Raw genomic sequence first — 251 nt, 5'->3', positions numbered from 1 at the left:
GTTCAGGGAAGACTTTTGCTCCATCACGGAGATTTCCCTGGTTTTGGCCAGTGCCGGAGCGTTGACGTAGTTCACTTCCTCACCGAGTCGGAAGGAAAGAACGCCTTTCAAGACCGTACGCGTCAGGGGGGTGGTGTCCACTTCGGCCAATTCTCCACTGTATGTGATCGCAATTTCCTGAACGGAACCTACCGTTACCTGTGCCAGGAAGCGCCCCAAACATTCACCAAGCGTAAAGTATGGTTGTACCC

The 251-nt window shown here is 53.4% G+C and carries 1 pseudogene; it reads right to left on the bottom strand.

The features are described from left to right. A pseudogene (locus tag MXD62_RS09200) lies at window positions 1-251 on the bottom strand (phosphoglycerate dehydrogenase); the annotation flags it as partial.

Origin of the sequence: Frankia sp. Mgl5 (assembly GCF_023242985.1) — a bacterium.
Classification (GTDB): Bacteria; Actinomycetota; Actinomycetes; order Frankiales; family Frankiaceae; genus Parafrankia; species Parafrankia soli.
This window is presented reverse-complemented; position numbering and strand designations above follow the sequence as displayed.